This is a genomic window from Paraburkholderia sp. Cy-641 (assembly GCF_011752945.1).
Classification (GTDB): Bacteria; Pseudomonadota; Gammaproteobacteria; order Burkholderiales; family Burkholderiaceae; genus Paraburkholderia.
In genome coordinates this window covers 15,471-30,808 of the sequence record NZ_VWWM01000061.1, presented here as the reverse complement: position 1 = coordinate 30,808, position 15,338 = coordinate 15,471, and the positions used below count along the sequence as shown (strand labels likewise).

Genomic DNA, 15,338 nt, shown 5'->3' with positions numbered 1-15,338 from the left:
CCTGATGGCGATATCACGCGAAACGATGCGGGATATGCTCGAAAGAAGCAGGTTTGCGATCCGGTGGGGAGGCGCACTCGGCCTCCTGTGCCACCCCATCTATTACGTCGTCTGGACCTACATCCTTCCGCAGCCCTACGACAACCTGATGCTGCGGCTCAGCGCGGCGGCCGTGTGCATTCCGCTGCTGTTCCAGTCGCGCTGGCCGAAGCGCGACAACCACTATCTGCTGATCTACTGGCATTGCTGCCTGATCTACGTGCTGCCGTTCGTCTGCACGTTTCTGACGGTCAGAAACGATTTCTCCACGATGTGGATGATGACCGAGGTCATGATGATCTTCATTCTGGCCTTGTGCATCGACAATCCGCTGCTGCTGATGGCCTGCATCGGCATCGGCGTGTTCTCCGGCGGCTTCGCCGCGGTGCTCAGCGCGCCGCACCCGGTCGTGCTCAGCGCCGAAGACAAATCGAATATCGCGCTGCTGCCGGTGGTCGTGCTGTGCAGCATGGCATTCAGCCACGCGATCAGCAAGGGACGCATCTTCGTCGAAAAGAATCGCGCGCTGCAGGCGCTCGCGGGCTCCATCGCGCATGAAATGCGCAATCCGCTGAGCCAGCTGCGCCATGTGCTCGACCGCGTCCAGGAAGCGCTGCCCGCCGTGACCGAGCCCGGCGAAGCGACGACCCTCACGCACGGCCGGGCGTCCGTGCTGTACAACCATCTCGCCCAGGGGCAGCTGTCGATCGAGCGCGGCCTGCGCATCATCGCGATGACGCTCGACGAAGTCAGCGCGAAATCGATCCGCTCCGACAGCCTGAGCTACCTGCACGCGGCGGCCACCACGCGCAAGGCGCTCGAGGAATACGGCTTCGACAACGACAACGAGCGCGCGAAAATCAGCATCGCCGTCAGGAAAGACTTCATCTTCAAGGTCGACGAAACGGTCTATCTGTTCACGCTGTTCAACCTGATCAAGAACTCGCTCTATCACATTGCCCCGTATCCGCAGGCCACGCTCACGCTGATCGTCGAGCGCAATAAGGTGATCGTGCGCGACACTGGCGCGGGCATCGCCGCCGAGCTTATTCCGCATCTGTTCGAGCCGTTTCGCACGGCCGGCAATTCGGGCGGCACGGGGCTCGGGCTCGCCTACTGCCAGCGCGCGATGCGCGCGTTCGGCGGCAACATCGAATGCCAGTCGGAAGTCGGCAAGTTCACCGAGTTCACGCTGAGCTTTCCGGCCGTGTCGGCCGAGGAAGTCGCGGACCACGAGCGGCGGATCTTCGAGCGCGCGATGCCGGTGTTCCGCGGCAAGCGCGTGCTCGTCGTCGACGACGACAACACGCTGCGTGCCCGCACCCGCCGCGTGCTGACCAAGGCCGGTGCCTACGTGAGCGAGGCGCAAAGCGGCGAAGTCGCGCTCGCCACGCTGCGCCGCGCGTCGCCCTACGACCTCGTGCTGATGGACATTAGCATGCCGGGCCTGGACGGCTATGCGACGACCGAGCGGATTCGCGCCGAGCGCGAATGTCCGAACCGCAACGTGCTGATCGCGGCCTATACCGCCGAGCCCGGCAACGCGGTGCGCCTGCGCTCGCGCCGCGCCGGCATGGACGAGATCATCAGCAAGACGTCGAGCGTGCAGGAACTGATCACCGCGCTGCAGGCGCTGTTCGAGAACGGCACGCGGCACGATGCGGGGCTGCGGCCCGACGGCCTGATCGGCCGCTCAATCCTCGTCGCCGACGACGACACCTACAGCCGGCTCGTCGCGAAGGCCTATCTGGAGCGCTGCGGCGCGAGCGTGGTCGAGGCCGAACACGGCCAGGCCGTGCTGACGCGCCTGCAGGAAGACGGCTTTATCGACGCGATCCTGATGGACATGAACATGCCGGGCATGAGCGGCATCGACACGACGAAGGCGATCCGCGCGCGTACCGACGCCTACGCCACGGTGCCGGTCATCGCGCTCACGAGCCATTCCGACTCCGAATCGATCCAGGCCTGTCTCGCAGCCGGCATGAACGAAGTGATGATCAAACCGGTGCAGGCCGGCGCGCTCTATGCATGTCTCGCGCGCCAGTTCGGCACGCATGGTCAAGGCGCCGCGCAAGCGGCGGCGAGCCTCGCCGCAGCCACGCAGACGGAACCCGCGGACGCGCCGCTCGCGCCGACGATGCCAGATGCATCAATCACTCCCGCGAGCCCGCTTGCGGCCGTGCCCGAAGACAACCTGCTCGACGAGGAACATCTCGAAGAACTGGCCGCGCTCGATCTGCTCGACGAATCGTTCATCAACGGTATCGAGCAGATCCGCACGCTCGTGACGCAGCTCGTGGCGAGCACCGCGGCCGTCGACCTCAAGGCGACGCACGTGGCCTTGCATGCGCTGCTCGGCGTCAGCGGCAACATCGGCGCAAAGGCGCTGCATGGTTATGCGCGGCAGATATATCCGCGCGTGATCGCGGGCGAGTGGCCGCTCGAAACCGACTGGCTCGCGCAAATCCGCGTGCTGAGCACGCGTTCGGCCGATGCGCTGCAGCGCCACCATGCAGCGGCGAACGCGCGGCACGATCATCGCGATGCGATGAGCGATTGAGCGTGCCCGAGGGTAAGCGGCGCGTGATGGTGCGCGATGGTGCGTGACGGCGCGTAGCGTTGCCGGGTTCAGCCCGGCTCAACCAGACGCAACCCGGCACACCCCCCGCTCATTTCAATCGCCCGCGCCCTCGGCACGGCTCGTCAGGCTGGCAAAGCCGAGGTTCGGAAAGCCCATCGTGACCGTGGTGCCCTCTCCGACCGTCGATTCGACGCCGAGCCGCCCGCCGAACGACTGCATGATGCGATTGCAGAAGATCATCCCCATGCCATGCCCGCCGGCTCCGGCATAGGTCGTCACCGGGTCCTGCAGCAGCCGCGCCTTGACCTCGGGCGCGATCCCGGGGCCGTTGTCGCGCAGGCGGATCTCGGGCTCCGGATTCTCGACCACTTCGAGCCACAGCGACGGTGCGGCCGTGTCGCCGAGCGCGCGCAACGCATTCGACATCAGCGACGACAGCACGAGCGCGACGCAATTGGGCATCGCGCGCACGACGAAATCGCCCTGCACGTCGACCCGAATCCAGTCGCGCTGCGTGCCGACGAACGGGTAGGTGTCGAGCAGCGACGCGATCAGCCGGGTCGCCTTGATCTCGCGCCCGCCCGTTTCCGAGGCCGACGGCTGGCCGCCGCTCTTGTGCACGGTCGCCCAGAACGACGAGATCAGCGTGAGGCAATACTGCGCGTTGTCGAGCATCGAGCGCGCCGCGTCGCCGATCTCCTTCTGCCGGTCGGGATCGTACTGCTCGGCGACGTCGTTCTCGACCGAGCGCGCGAACAGCGAAATCGCCGCGAGCGGCGTGTTCAGTTCATGGGCGAGGAAGGCCAGCGTTTCGTCCATCGCGAGCAGACGCTGTTGCCGCGTTTCGCGTTCCGCGTAGCGCGCGATCGCCAGTTGCAGCACCTCGCGCACCTTCTCCGTGCGCAGCGGCTTTTCGAGAATGCGGAAGACGTCGCCGGTATTGACCGTTTGCAGCAGCATGTCCTTGTCCGCATAGGCGGTCACGAGGATGCGGATGATCTGCGGATACTCCTGCGCGACCTGGCGCAGCAGGTCGTCGCCGTCGCGGCCCGGCATCCGGTAGTCGGTCACGAGCACGGCGATCTCGGCGCCGTGCGTGCCGAGCAGCTCGATCGCCTCGTCCGCGCTCTGCGCGACGTGCACGCAGTAATCGGCACGAATCGCACGGGAGAAATGGTTGCGCGACATCTCCTCGTCGTCGACGAACAGAACGGAAAACGGTGGCTGCGTCGTGTCACTCATTGCTTTCCCAACGAATAGCGGTTGTTGCCGCCGATTATTGAACAGGTGTCCCCGCGAGGATCATATACAAAGCGGCGGCGCGGCGTGAACCCATGCGTGCCGTGCGAATCGTCCCTCTATGCGAGGCGCATCGATGCCTGGTGCAATGGCACCAGGGGCCGCCGCCCGTTGGCCCTTAGGCATCCCCATTGGCAGTAGTGGCTTCATGCATATCGTCAAATTACGATATATAATTCGTCCTGTAGCGATGCAATCGCGCGGGCGCCCTTCGGCGTTCCGTGTGCCGGTTGTCGAATCAGCTTGAAAACGATCCAGATGACGCCCGATTTCGACGCGATCCACAAAGCGCTGGCCAATCCGGTCCGCCGGGAGATTCTCGGCTGGCTGCGCGAGCCGGGCGTGCATTTCGCCGATCAGGAGTTCCCGCTCGAGCACGGCGTGTGCGCGGGCATGATCGACGAACGTTGCGGACTGTCGCAGTCCACCGTGTCGGCGCACCTCGCCGCGCTGCAGCGCGCGGGGCTCGTCACGTCGAAACGGGTCGGCCAATGGGTGTTTTTCAAGCGCAACGAGCCCGTCATTCAGGCGTTCCTCGAACACATGAACGCGCAGCTCTGAGCAGCGTATTCGCATCGCCGCGCTTCCTTTTTCACGCAGTCTTTCAAGGCGTCGGGCCCGGCCCGCCGCCAAAGGTGAACTCTCATGCCGACTCTTTTCGATCCGCTGCAAATTGGCGACCTTACGCTGTCGAACCGCATCATCATGGCGCCGCTCACGCGTCAGCGCGCCGAGGAAATCCGCGTGCCGAACGCGCTGATGGCGCGCCACTACGCCGAGCGCGCGAGCGCCGGCCTGATCCTCAGCGAAGCGACCTCGGTGACGCCGCAGGGCGTCGGCTACGCGGAAACGCCGGGCATCTGGTCGCAGGAACAGGTCGAAGGCTGGAAGCTCGTCACGCAGGCCGTGCACGATGCGGGCGGCAAGATCTTCCTGCAGCTGTGGCACGTCGGCCGCATTTCGGACCCGGTGTTCCTGAACGGCGAACTGCCGGTCGCGCCGAGCGCGATCGCGGCCGGCGGCCACGTGAGCCTCGTGCGCCCCGAGCGTCCGTTCGTGACGCCGCGCGCGCTCGAACTCGACGAAATCGCCGGCGTGGTCGAAGCGTTCCGCAAGGGCGCTGAAAACGCCAAGGCCGCCGGCTTCGACGGCGTCGAAATACATGGCGCGAACGGCTATCTGCTCGACCAGTTCCTGCAGGACAGCACCAACAAGCGCACCGACGCTTACGGCGGCCCGATCGAAAACCGCGCGCGTCTGCTGCTCGAAATCACCGACGCGTGCATCGGCGTGTGGGGCGCAAACCGCGTCGGCGTGCATCTGGCGCCGCGCCGCGATTCGCACACGATGGGCGATTCGGACCCGGCCGCGACGTTCGGCTATGTCGCGCGCGAACTCGGCAAGCGCAAGATCGCGTTCATCGCCGCGCGCGAAGCGCTCGGCGAGGACCGCCTCGGCCCGCAATTGAAGAAGGCATTCGGCGGCCCGTACATCGCGAACGAAAAGTTCACGAAAGAAACCGCGCAGCAGGTGCTCGACGCCGGTGAAGCGGATGCGGTGGCGTGGGGTCAGCTGTTTATCGCGAACCCGGACCTCGTGCGCCGCTTCGAGACCGACGCGCCGCTGAACAAGCCGAATCCGGCCACGTTCTACGCGCGCGGCGAAGTCGGCTATACCGACTATCCGACGCTGGAAGAAGTGCAGTAAGCAGCGGGTGGCATCAGCGGCAGCGCGGGCCGACCGCCGCTGCCGTCAAACCCGTATGGCGGGCGTGACCGGAGATCGCTTCGGTCACGCCCGCCGTTTTTTTGCGCCGGCAACACGCGCCCCCCAACGCGCCCGCCCCAACATGGCCGCGCGCGAGGCTACACTCGTGGCATCCCGCCACCTACCTCGCCGCTGCCGCCGATGAACCTGATGAACGCCTTGCAGATCGCGCTGCACCTCGACCAGCACCTGAGCACGCTGATCCTGCAATTCGGCTCCGCGGTCTATGCGCTGCTGTTCGTTGTCGTATTCGTCGAGTACGGTTTTCTGCCGCTGTTCTTCCTGCCCGGCGATCCGCTGATTTTCATCTGCGGCGCGCTGGCGGCCACCGGCGCGCTCAACGTCTGGATCGTCGCGCCCGTGCTGTTCGTCGCGACGGTGGGCGGCAGCATCGTCGGCTATGGGCTGGGCCGCGCGGTCGGCGAGAAGGTCTATACCTCGAACTACGCATGGCTGAACCGCGCCGCGCTGCAACGCGCGCACGCGTTCAGCGAAGCGCGCGGCCGCCTGACCTTCCTGCTGTCGCCGTACATCGCCGTGGTGCGCACGTTCGCGCCGTTCGCCGCCGGCGTCTCGCACATGACCTTCGCGCGCTTCGCGACCTATGTCACCGCCGGTGCCGCGCTATGGGTCGTCTCGCTGATCGCGGCCGGCTATCTGTTCGGCAACGTGCCGGTGGTCCACGAGCATCTGAGCACGCTGGTGCTGCTCGGCATCGTGCTCGGCGCCGCCATGCTGGCCGGCGGCGCGCTCTGGCGTTTTCTCGGCCGCCGCGCGCGTGCCCGCTGATGTTGCTTGCTGATGTTGCTTGCTGAAGTCTCCCGCTCGCGTCGCCATGAGACTCGCCGGCCGGGTCATGCTCATCGCCGCTGGCTTGACCCGAACAAGATATGAAGGTAACCTTCATAGTTAACCTTCACCTCATCTCGCCGCATGAGCACTCCCCCCTCGCCGGTAACACCGGAAGCGCTGCATGCGCTGGCCGAAGACCTGCGCGTGCTGAACAGCAAGCTGCGCCGGCGTCTGCGCGAAGAAGCCCACGTGGGCGACTTCACGCCGTCGCAGGTACAGGTGCTGACGCAGCTCGAACGCGAAGGCCCGGCGACCGTCAGCGCGCTCGCGCGTGCGCACGGCATGCGTCCGCAGTCGATGGGGGAAACGCTCGCGGCACTGAAAGCCGCCGGGCTCGTGAGCGGCACGCCCGATCCCAACGACGGGCGGCAGACGGTTCTCTCGCTCACGCCGAGTTTTCGCAGGAAGGTCAAGGCAAGCCGCGCGGCGCGCGAAGACTGGCTGTATCGCACGATACAGACGCACTTCTCGCCGGCCGAGCAGCAACAACTCGCGACGGGCGTCGATCTGCTCAAACGCCTCGTCGATTCATAACGCGCGACCCGCATTTGCGCTCACCCTATTCGCCACTCGCAGGAGCACTCCATGGCACTCACCACTCTCGACGCCAGAACCGCACTGGTCGTCGTCGATCTGCAGCGCGGCGTCGTCGCGCTGCCCACCGCGCATCCGGCTGGCGAAATCGTCGAGCGTTCGGTCACGCTGCTCGACGCGTTCCGCCGCCACGGCCTGCCCGTCGTGCTCGTGAACGTCACGGCCGGCGCCCCGGGGCGCACCGAACAGGGCCGTCCCCCCGGCGATTTCCCGGCCGGTTTCGCGGACCTGCTGCCCGAGCTGAAGCAGCAGCCGTCGGACCACGTCGTGACCAAGCGCACCTGGGGCGCGTTCACGAACACGGACCTCGCCGCGTATCTGGACGGCCAGGGCGTCACGCAGGTGGTGCTCACCGGCATCGCGACCAGCATCGGCGTCGAATCGACCGCGCGCTTCGCGAGCGAACTCGGCCTGAACGTGACGCTCGTCGTCGACGCAATGACCGACCTCAACGCCGACGCGCACGTCAACAGCATCACGCGCATCTTCCCCCGCCTCGGCGAAACCGGCACGACGCAGGAAGTGCTCGCCCTGCTCGAAAGCTCACGCGCCTGAGCGGGCTTCATCGAGCGGGTCATCGAGCGTGTCTCCGGGCAGGTCATCGAGCAGGTGCCGTAAGCAGGAGTCGTAAGCGGGCGCCATGAGCCCGTGCCATGAACAGCCGTCAGCGGCGGCCGTTCATGGCTCACATGTATGCACGCATGCGCGCCCACCATCCGGCGCCAAGGAAACCTTGCCGTGAGCTCCACGTTCCGTTCGCTGCGCAATTTCAACTACCGCGTCTGGGCGAGCGGCGCCATCGTTTCGAACGTCGGCACGTGGATGCAGCGCACGGCGCAGGACTGGCTCGTGCTCACCGAACTCACGCATCACAACGCGACGGCGGTCGGCATCGTCATGTCGCTGCAGTTCGGCCCGCAGATGCTGTTGCTGCCGCTCACCGGCTATGCGGCCGATCACTTCGACCGCCGCAAGCTGCTGTTCGCGACCCAGGCGGCGATGGGCACGCTGGCGCTCGTGCTCGGTCTGCTCACCGTGACCGGGCTCGCGCAGTTGTGGCAGGTCTATCTGTTCGCGGGACTGCTCGGCTGCGTGACCGCCTTCGATTCCCCCGCGCGTCAAACCTTCGTCTCCGACCTGGTCGGCGAGGCCGATCTCGCCAATGCGGTCGGGCTCAACTCGACCTCGTTCAACGCCGCGCGCATGATCGGGCCGGCCGTCGCGGGCCTGCTGATCGCCTCGGTCGGCACCGGCTGGGTGTTCCTGATCAACGCGCTGTCGTTCGTCGCCGTGCTCGGCGCGCTGCGCATGCTGCGTCTGCACGAACTGCACAGCAAGCCGCTCGCGGTGCGCACGCGCGGCAGCTTCGTCGAAGGCTTCAAATACGTCTGGAAGCGCCCCGATCTGAAGGCAGCGCTGCTGATGCTGTTCCTGATCGGCACCTTCGGCCTGAACTTCCCGATCTTCATCTCGACGATGGCGGTCACCGCGTTTCATGCGGGCGCGGGCGAGTACGGCGTGCTCAGCTCGACGATGGCGATCGGCTCGGTCACGGGCGCGCTGCTCGCGGCGCGCCGCGCGCGGCCGCGCATGGCGCTGCTGCTCGGCGCCGCCTCGGTGTTCGGCGCCGGCTGCACGGCGGCTGCGCTGATGCCGAACTACGTGCTGTTCGGCCTCGTGCTCATCATCATCGGCGTCTCGACGCAAACCTTCACGACCTCGACCAACAGCCTCGTACAACTGACCACCGAGCCCGCGATGCGCGGCCGCGTGATCGCGATCCTGCTGGCGCTTTCGCTCGGCGGCACGCCGCTCGGCGCGCCGGTGGTCGGCTGGGTCGCCGATCATTTCGGGCCGCGCTGGGCGCTCGGCGTGGGCGCGGCCTCGGGCTTCAGCGCGGCGCTGGTCGGCCTCGCCTATCTGATGCGGCATCGCGGGCTACGCTTTTACCTGGCAGGCGGGCGCCTGCGTTACAGCATCGACGACCCGCGCCCGGTCGCCGCCGCGGTCATGACGGATGCCGTGGCGACGGTGCAGCGCGGCACGCTCGACGCAGCCGAAGAGGATGCGGCTTCGAGCGTGTAAAGCGCGCCGCGCCATGCAGTGGCCGAACCTCGGCGCTTCGACGCCTCAGAACCCGCCCACGCCGCGCGTGACGAGCGCATAAGGTCCGCTCGTCAACTGCTCCCTGAGAAACTCGATGCACACCTGAATCCGCGCCGACGACGACAACCGCTCGGCCGTCACGGCCCACACGTCGGCCGGCTGCAGATACGCCGGCAGAATCCGCACGAGTTCGCCCGAGCGCAGGCTTTCGGCGACGTCCCAGATCGACACCATCACGATCCCGTAACCGTCCCGCGCCCATTGCACGACGATGTCGCTCAGATTCGACGCGACCGTGCCCGTCACCTTCACGCTCTTCTCGCCATGCGGCCCGGCGAGACGCCACACGCCGAAGCGGTCGTCGCGGCCGCGAAACAACAGGCAGTCGTGCTGCGCGAGGTCGGCGGGTTCGAGCGGCACGCCGCGCCGCTCCAGATAAGCCGGCGAGGCGCACAGAATGCGCGCGCTCTCCACCATCTTGTGCGCGATCAGATGCGGCTCCTGCACTTCGCCGACGCGCACGTCGATGTCGAAGTTCTCGCCGACCACATCGGCGCGCCGGTCCAGCAGTTCGAGCCAGATTTCGAGGTTCGGGTGGCGCTCGCGCAGCATCGTGAGAATCGGCGAGACATGCTTGCGGCCGAGCCGCAGGCTCGTGCTGATGCGCAGCACGCCGCGCAGCTCCGTGCGGCGATCGGCGAACGCGTCGGTCATGCCCTGCACGTCATCGAGAATTTTCTGCGCCCACTGCAAAGCGGTTTCGCCGTCGCTCGTCACGCTCACGCTGCGCGTGGTGCGCTGAAACAGCTTCACGCCGAGACCGGCTTCGAGCATCGCGATGCGCTTGCTCACATGCGACGGCGACAGGCCCATTTCCGTCGACGCCGCGACGAAACTGCCGCGCCGCGCGATATGGCAGAACAGCTGCAGATCGCGCAGGAAGGATTCATTCGTGGCTGTGAGCGCATTCTGATTTGACATCTGGTCGCATTGTGTCGGGACGGAACTCTATTACCCTAGTCGTAACGGCTGAGTTGAGCAAGCGCCGGTCGGCAAGCCCAGGCGATTCATGCCGCACCGCGGCAACGCCCACCAGGAAAGTCCTGGCTTGCGAAGTCCTGCATTACAGGCGCCAATGATCCAGCCATAGAAGCTGACAAAAACACACTCTGATCAGGAGACGATATGGAAACGAACGCATCGGCAAGCGGCGGGCACGGCTCGCAGGCTCGCAAGGCAACCGCCAGCGGCTGGATCGGCTCGGCGCTCGAGTACTACGACTTCTTCATCTACGCTCAGGCCGCGGCCCTGATCTTCCCTCAGTTGTTCTTCCCTTCCGGCAATCCGAAGATCGCGATCGTCGCCTCGCTCGCCACCTACGGCGTCGGCTACGTGGCGCGGCCGATCGGCGCGCTCTTTCTCGGGCACTGGGGCGACACGCACGGCCGCAAGAACGTGCTGCTCCTCTGCATGTTCCTGATGGGGCTCTCGACGATGGCGGTCGGCCTGCTGCCGACCTATCACCAGATCGGCTTCCTCGCGCCGGTGCTGCTCGTCGTGCTGCGCCTGATCCAGGGCTTCGCGGTCGCCGGGGAAATCTCGGGCGCCAGTTCGATGATTCTCGAACACGCGCCATTCGGGCGGCGCGGCTACTACGCAAGCTTCACGCTGCAAGGCGTGCAGGCCGGGCAGATTCTCGCCGCCGCGGTGTTCCTGCCGCTCGCCTATTACATGGACGACAGCTCGTTCAACTCGTGGGGCTGGCGCATCCCGTTCCTGCTCAGCTCGGTCGTGCTGATCGCCGGCTACATCATCCGCCGCGAAGTCGAGGAAACTCCGGCGTTCGAGAAGGAAGACGCGAGCGGCGGCGTGCCGCGCTCGCCGATCGTCGAGGCATTCAAGTACAACTGGGCCGATATGCTGCGCGTGGTGCTGTGCTCGCTGATGAACGTGATCCCGGTGGTCGCGACGATTTTCGGCGCGGCCTATGCGGTACAGGCGTCGTACGGGATCGGCTTTTCGAAGAGCGTGTACCTGTGGATTCCGGTGGTCGGCAACATCGTCGCGGTGCTCGTGATTCCGTACGTCGGCAATCTGTCCGACCGTATCGGGCGGCGTCTGCCGATCATCGTCGGCGCGCTCGGCTCCGGGCTGCTCGCCTTCGGCTATCTCTACGCGATCAGCATCCGCAACGTGCCGCTCGCGATGGTGATGTCGATCCTGATGTGGGGCGTCATCTACCAGGGCTACAACGCGATCTTCCCGAGCTTCTATCCGGAACTGTTCCCGACCCGCTCGCGCGTCTCGGCGATGGCGATCGGCCAGAACGTCGGCACGACGATCACCGCGCTGCTGCCCGCGCTGTTCGCCTACGTCGCGCCGCCGGGATCGAACAACGTGCCGCTCACGATCGGCGCGATCACGTTCGGCATCACGATCGTCTGCGCGATCACCGCGTGGAACACCCGCGAAAACTTCCGCGTGAAGCTCAGCGACCTCGGCGAGAAGGACGCGGTGCCGATCGACAAGCAGAGCTACGAGACGATGCGCGCACAAAGCATGGCCGACGCGAAAAAGGCCGTTGCCTGAGCCCCGGCTTGAATCTGAACTCGAGCCCGAGCCTGAACCTGGGCTCGAGCGGATTTTTTTAAACCCACTTCATTGCACCGACTTCAGAGGAACCGCTTCATGAACAGCACCCGGATCGCCGTGGCCGGCGCGGGCTACATCGGCCGCGCGCATATGGCCGTCGCGCAACGCAGCGCCACCGGCATGCTCTCGGCGATCGTCGACCCCTCACCCGCCGCCGCCGCGATCGCGGCCGAGGCCGGCGTGCCGCTCTACCGCACGCTCGACGAACTGCTCGAACGCGACCGTCCCGACGGCGTGATTCTGGCGACGCCGAACCAGTTGCACGTCGAGCACGCCTCGCGCTGTCTCGCGGCCCGGGTGCCGACGCTGCTCGAAAAGCCGATTGCGCCGAGCGTCGAGGAAGCCGAGGCGCTCGTGGCCGAAGCGGACGCGAGCGGCGTGCCGCTGCTGATCGGCCATCATCGCGCGCACAGCCCGATCATGGCGCGCGCGCGGCAGTTGATCGACGAAGGCCGGCTCGGCCAGCTCGTCGCGGTCATGGGCAGCGCGGTGTTCTTCAAGCCCGACGAGTATTTCGCCGACGCCGAATGGCGGCGCCAGCCGGGCGGCGGCCCGATTCTGCTGAACATGATTCACGAGGTGCACAACCTGCGCATGCTGTGCGGCGATATCGTCGCGGTGCAGGCTTTCTCGTCGCATGCGACGCGCGGCTTTCCGGTCGAAGACACGGTGGCGATCAACCTGCGCTTCGCCAACGGCGCGCTCGGCAGCTTCATGCTGTCCGACACGGCCGCGAGCGCGCGCAGCTGGGAGCAGACCTCGCAGGAAAACAAGGCGTACCCGTCGTATGCCGATGAAGACTGCTACGTGATCGCCGGCACGTTCGGCTCGCTCTCGGTGCCGACGATGCGCCTGAAAACCTACGGCAAGGCCGAGGACCGTTCGTGGTGGAAGCCGTTCGACGTCAGCGTTGCCGAAATGACGCGCGACGATCCGCTCAAGCTGCAACTCGAACACTTCGTGCGCGTGATTCGTCGCGAGGAACCGCCGCTCGTCAGCGCGCGCGACGGCTTGCAGAATCTGCGCATTACCGAGGCGATCGTCGAGGCGGCCAGAACGGGCTCGGTCGTCGAAACGGTGTCCACGGCGGCGGCCGCGCATTAAAATGCGCAGGCAGGCTGCAACCCTTCAATTCACCATTCAGATACGCTAAAGCTAAATGAAAACCTTCGTGATGTTGCACGGTATCAACCACAACATGTTCGGCAAGCGCGACCCCGCGCAATACGGCACGATCACGCTCGCCGAAATCGACGAGCGTCTGCGCGTCCTCGGCGACGAACTCGGCGTGCGCGTCGAGAGCTTTCAGACCAATAGCGAAGCCGAGATGTGCGAGCGCATCCACAAGGCGTTCCTCGACAACGCCGACGGCGTGATGATCAATGCGGGCGCGTGGACCCATTACAGCTACGGCATTCGCGACGCGCTCGCGATCCTGACGGTGCCAGTGGTCGAGATCCACATGTCGAACATTCATGCGCGCGAGCCGTTCCGCCATCTGTCGGTGTTCGCAGAGATCGCCAAGGGACAGATTTGCGGGTTCGGCGTGGACAGCTATCTGCTCGGGCTGCGCGCGGCGGTGTCGGCGGCGGCCTGACGTTGCACGGTCGCGCGGTTGCCCTGAGCAAGTTGCACTGAGCGGCCGCACAAGCCTACGGACGGGTTGACTCCACGCTTAACGCCACGCTTCGGTCAGCTCGTTCGCCAGCACCATTTTTTCGCGGACCGCTTCCACGAAGCTCGCGTCGATACCACCCTGCGCCTTCAGGAATTTCAGCGCGGCCGAATGCACGACCCGCATCGCCCCACCGTCGATGCCTTTCATCCGTGCCGCGCCGCGCCGCGTTTCTTCGACCAGATCGCGCGCACTCGTGAAATCGGGCGCCAAACCGCATTGCGCGTCGAAGCCGGCGCGCAAGCTCGCCGCGTATTCGCGCGACTGGCCGAGCCGGTCCATGTCGATCAGCAGATCGACACCCTCCCCCATGCGCAACGCGCAAAGCATCCACAACGCGACGAAGGCGCGATACGCGTTCTCGCCTTCCACCGTGCGCGCGTATTGCTCGCAGGCCATCGCATAGGCGTCGTCCGGCATCGACGCCATGAGCGGCGGCAGACTCGCGCCGCAGAGCCCGAGCACCTCTTTCACGAGCGGGTCCGACTGATTCAGTCCGAGCACGCGAAACGGCGCCGCGACGAAAAACGGATTGCTCCACTGCTGCCTGAGCAGCCAACCCGACGCGAATTGCGATGCGGGATTGCGCAGCACGCCCACGTGCATGGCGTCGGCAAACGCCTGCCTGAACCACGGCAGGCGTCCGCCCGAGCGACAAAACTTGAAGACCGGCACGCGCCGCTGTTCGGCGGTGCGCTCGCACAGATTGCGCAGATACGTGTGCAGGGCCGGAAATTGCGCATCGGGCGCGTGGCCGAAACGGTCGAGACTGAAGCGCCGGTCGTAGCCGGCCACGCCGCGCGCGTTCTCACGCAGAAACGGGCGGTATTCGTCGAAGTATGGCGTCGAGAGCGGCGGATGCCCCGAGGTCAGCGTGGGGCGCGACGCCGCGACGTCGGCGAGACTCAGTTCGGCCAGCACGTTGCTGAGCGGTTCGTAGAAGCCGGTCGCGCGCTCGAGTTCGCGCAAGCGCGACCAGACCCACGTTCCCGCGCTGCGCCAGCCCGTGTGCAGAAATACCGCCTGTTTCAGCGGGTTTTGTTGCGGCGTGGCGTCGTTGATCGATGAGTTCATCGTCGAATTCGTCGATGACGTAGCGGGCAATTCAGAAGGCAACTCGGGAGGCAACGACATGGGACTTCTCTTCCGGAAATCGAATGAAAGCGGCGGCGCATCGGCGCAAACGAAAAACCGCCGTGGCAGAAGCCGCCACTTTACCTTGTGCGACGGCAGCGTCGGATAGAAACACGATAACGACCGGTGCCGCGTGGGCAGCGACTCAACCGTACAGTACCGTCACTCGTCCTCTTCCGACAAACCGGCGAGCAGGTCGTCCACCGCGCGATACACGCGCTCGACGATCTCCGGCCCCACCTTGCGTTCGAGTTCGCGATAGTGCGCCTCGAGGTCCTTCGAAATCACGCGCACGAGTTCGACGCTCGTATCGGTCAGCGACACGAGCACGCGGCGCTGATCTTCGGCAAAACGCTCCTTGGTAATGAGCTCCATGCTCTCCATGCGCGCGAGCACGCCGGCCATGCTCGGGCTCGAAATCGTGCAGATATCGGAGATATGGCGCGGCTCCATCGGACCATGCTCGTTGAGTGCGCGTATCACCCGCCATTGCTGTTCGGTCAGCCCATGCGCGGTGATCAGCGGACGAAAGCGCTGCATCATTTTTTCGCGGGCGCGTAGCAGCAGCATGGGCAGATTGCGGTGCAAAACTCGGATGGACGCAGCGGACATATTGACGAGGAATTGAGAGCGGTT

At 65.7% G+C, this 15,338-nt stretch carries 14 protein-coding genes; 10 read left to right on the top strand and 4 right to left on the bottom strand.

Annotation, left to right across the window (positions count from 1 at the left end):
* The first annotated feature begins 4 nt into the window (after positions 1–4).
* On the top strand, positions 5–2,602 hold the full coding sequence (locus tag F3J20_RS26140; protein ID WP_167049629.1) for a hybrid sensor histidine kinase/response regulator: 2,598 nt from the start codon (positions 5–7) through the stop codon (positions 2,600–2,602).
* 114 nt (positions 2,603–2,716) lie between these two features.
* Here the strand turns inward: F3J20_RS26140 and F3J20_RS26135 are convergent, their stop codons facing one another.
* The gene (locus F3J20_RS26135) at positions 2,717–3,865 is read right to left on the bottom strand and encodes a hybrid sensor histidine kinase/response regulator (RefSeq protein ID WP_167049631.1); all 1,149 of its coding nucleotides are present in this window, start codon (positions 3,863–3,865) and stop codon (positions 2,717–2,719) included.
* A gap of 315 nt (positions 3,866–4,180) precedes the next feature.
* Here F3J20_RS26135 and F3J20_RS26130 point away from each other — a divergent pair, with 315 nt between their 5' ends.
* From F3J20_RS26130 to F3J20_RS26105, 6 genes are all read left to right on the top strand, one after another.
* Positions 4,181–4,483, top strand: coding sequence for a helix-turn-helix transcriptional regulator (locus F3J20_RS26130; protein ID WP_167049682.1), 303 nt, complete (start codon positions 4,181–4,183; stop codon positions 4,481–4,483).
* Positions 4,484–4,567: 84 nt separating this feature from the next.
* Complete coding sequence (locus F3J20_RS26125; protein WP_167049633.1) at positions 4,568–5,629, top strand: alkene reductase; 1,062 nt, start codon at positions 4,568–4,570, stop codon at positions 5,627–5,629.
* 201 nt (positions 5,630–5,830) lie between these two features.
* Positions 5,831–6,478, top strand: a complete 648-nt coding sequence (locus F3J20_RS26120; RefSeq protein ID WP_167285075.1) for a VTT domain-containing protein — start codon at positions 5,831–5,833, stop codon at positions 6,476–6,478.
* Between the two features lie 144 nt (positions 6,479–6,622).
* Positions 6,623–7,075: a MarR family transcriptional regulator gene (locus tag F3J20_RS26115; protein ID WP_167049637.1), complete on the top strand. Its 453-nt coding sequence runs from the start codon at positions 6,623–6,625 to the stop codon at positions 7,073–7,075.
* Between the two features lie 51 nt (positions 7,076–7,126).
* Positions 7,127–7,690, top strand: coding sequence for a cysteine hydrolase (locus F3J20_RS26110; protein WP_167049639.1), 564 nt, complete (start codon positions 7,127–7,129; stop codon positions 7,688–7,690).
* Positions 7,691–7,873: 183 nt separating this feature from the next.
* Entirely contained in the window at positions 7,874–9,220 is a 1,347-nt protein-coding gene (locus F3J20_RS26105) for an MFS transporter (RefSeq protein ID WP_167049641.1), read from the top strand.
* 45 nt (positions 9,221–9,265) lie between these two features.
* On the opposite strand, the gene F3J20_RS26100 is transcribed toward F3J20_RS26105, so the two are convergent.
* Entirely contained in the window at positions 9,266–10,222 is a 957-nt protein-coding gene (locus F3J20_RS26100) for a LysR family transcriptional regulator (RefSeq protein ID WP_167285073.1), read from the bottom strand.
* A 204-nt stretch (positions 10,223–10,426) separates the two neighbouring features.
* Here F3J20_RS26100 and F3J20_RS26095 point away from each other — a divergent pair, with 204 nt between their 5' ends.
* From F3J20_RS26095 to aroQ, 3 genes are all read left to right on the top strand, one after another.
* On the top strand, positions 10,427–11,830 hold the full coding sequence (locus F3J20_RS26095) for an MFS transporter (protein ID WP_167049643.1): 1,404 nt from the start codon (positions 10,427–10,429) through the stop codon (positions 11,828–11,830).
* Positions 11,831–11,929: 99 nt separating this feature from the next.
* Positions 11,930–12,997 (top strand): Gfo/Idh/MocA family oxidoreductase, encoded by a 1,068-nt coding sequence (locus tag F3J20_RS26090; RefSeq protein WP_167049645.1) that lies wholly within the window; start codon positions 11,930–11,932, stop codon positions 12,995–12,997.
* Positions 12,998–13,052: 55 nt separating this feature from the next.
* The gene (gene aroQ, locus F3J20_RS26085; RefSeq protein ID WP_167049647.1) at positions 13,053–13,490 is read left to right on the top strand and encodes a type II 3-dehydroquinate dehydratase; all 438 of its coding nucleotides are present in this window, start codon (positions 13,053–13,055) and stop codon (positions 13,488–13,490) included.
* Between the two features lie 78 nt (positions 13,491–13,568).
* Here aroQ and F3J20_RS26080 read toward each other — a convergent pair whose 3' ends face one another.
* Together F3J20_RS26080 and hpaR are read right to left on the bottom strand one after the other, a co-directional pair.
* Positions 13,569–14,642, bottom strand: a complete 1,074-nt coding sequence (locus tag F3J20_RS26080) for a hypothetical protein (RefSeq protein ID WP_167049648.1) — start codon at positions 14,640–14,642, stop codon at positions 13,569–13,571.
* 222 nt (positions 14,643–14,864) lie between these two features.
* Positions 14,865–15,272, bottom strand: coding sequence for a homoprotocatechuate degradation operon regulator HpaR (gene hpaR / locus F3J20_RS26075; protein ID WP_167049650.1), 408 nt, complete (start codon positions 15,270–15,272; stop codon positions 14,865–14,867).
* Positions 15,273–15,338: the final 66 nt, after the last annotated feature.

Bases quoted from the DNA above. Each gene is read 5' to 3' on its own strand.
- hpaR (WP_167049650.1), bottom strand. From the start codon at position 15,272: ATGCTGCTGCTACGCGCCCGCGAAAAAATGATGCAGCGCTTTCGTCCG.
- F3J20_RS26125 (WP_167049633.1), top strand. From the start codon at position 4,568: ATGCCGACTCTTTTCGATCCGCTGCAAATTGGCGACCTTACGCTGTCG.
- F3J20_RS26095 (WP_167049643.1), top strand. From the start codon at position 10,427: ATGGAAACGAACGCATCGGCAAGCGGCGGGCACGGCTCGCAGGCTCGC.
- aroQ (WP_167049647.1), top strand. From the start codon at position 13,053: ATGAAAACCTTCGTGATGTTGCACGGTATCAACCACAACATGTTCGGC.
- F3J20_RS26120 (WP_167285075.1), top strand. From the start codon at position 5,831: ATGAACCTGATGAACGCCTTGCAGATCGCGCTGCACCTCGACCAGCAC.
- F3J20_RS26115 (WP_167049637.1), top strand. From the start codon at position 6,623: ATGAGCACTCCCCCCTCGCCGGTAACACCGGAAGCGCTGCATGCGCTG.
- F3J20_RS26100 (WP_167285073.1), bottom strand. From the start codon at position 10,222: ATGTCAAATCAGAATGCGCTCACAGCCACGAATGAATCCTTCCTGCGC.
- F3J20_RS26080 (WP_167049648.1), bottom strand. From the start codon at position 14,642: ATGAACTCATCGATCAACGACGCCACGCCGCAACAAAACCCGCTGAAA.
- F3J20_RS26090 (WP_167049645.1), top strand. From the start codon at position 11,930: ATGAACAGCACCCGGATCGCCGTGGCCGGCGCGGGCTACATCGGCCGC.
- F3J20_RS26130 (WP_167049682.1), top strand. From the start codon at position 4,181: ATGACGCCCGATTTCGACGCGATCCACAAAGCGCTGGCCAATCCGGTC.
- F3J20_RS26135 (WP_167049631.1), bottom strand. From the start codon at position 3,865: ATGAGTGACACGACGCAGCCACCGTTTTCCGTTCTGTTCGTCGACGAC.
- F3J20_RS26140 (WP_167049629.1), top strand. From the start codon at position 5: ATGGCGATATCACGCGAAACGATGCGGGATATGCTCGAAAGAAGCAGG.
- F3J20_RS26110 (WP_167049639.1), top strand. From the start codon at position 7,127: ATGGCACTCACCACTCTCGACGCCAGAACCGCACTGGTCGTCGTCGAT.